Annotated in this window: 2 pseudogenes; both read left to right on the plus strand. The window is 57.1% G+C overall.

The annotated features are described in order from the left end of the window. Positions 1-246, plus strand: a pseudogene (locus AC0L2X_RS32450) (IS481 family transposase); the annotation flags it as partial. A gap of 375 nt (positions 247-621) precedes the next feature. Beyond that, positions 622-713, plus strand: a pseudogene (locus AC0L2X_RS32455) (SDR family NAD(P)-dependent oxidoreductase); the annotation flags it as partial.

Consider the following 713-nt stretch of genomic DNA (forward strand, 5'->3'; position numbering starts at 1 on the left):
GAGCTGGAATATCCCTTCCATGACAAGGACATTCTCGTCACCGCCTGCGGCCGCATCTGCATGCACAGGAAGAAGATTAACATCTCTACCGTGCTCGCCGGCCAGAGGCTCGGAATCACCGAAGTCGACGACGGCATTTGGCTCGTCTCCTTCATGCGCTATGATCTGGGATATATCGACCTGGAACAGAGGACCTTGCAGACCATCGACAACCCGTTCGGCACGAGGTTGTCACCCATGTCTTAGGTACAAACTGTTACCCATGTCTTCGGGCCGTACAGTGGGAGCGCTGGTAGCGGGAGAGGGATACCGCCAATACAGTGCTGCTACTGAATTCACTTGCTAAATCGAGTCCCTGCGCCTGTTGGCGGTTCGAATCGCGTGCTGTGCGCCACTTTACGATTTTGCGCGATTTCATACCCGTCCACGGACGGATGCCGCATCACGCCGCCGACAGCCGCACGTGGAACTTGCTGTCGGTTACCGAAAATTGTGGCAATCCGGACAGACCCGTCGAAACAGGGTGTAGGCTTCCGCCTCCTGGGTCACAACCGCTGTTTGCAGGGTGGCCAAGATCTTCTTGCCGTCGTAGCAGTGGAGACCGGTAACTTCTCTGGGGTCGGCCCGGTGTCGACCGAGTTTCTCGCAAGGTCAGGCGCCAATCAGACGGTGCTCTTCAACATCTTGCCCAAGGTGGATCCGGAGTATGTGGC

It is taken from the genome of Mesorhizobium sp. WSM4828 (assembly GCF_055811175.1).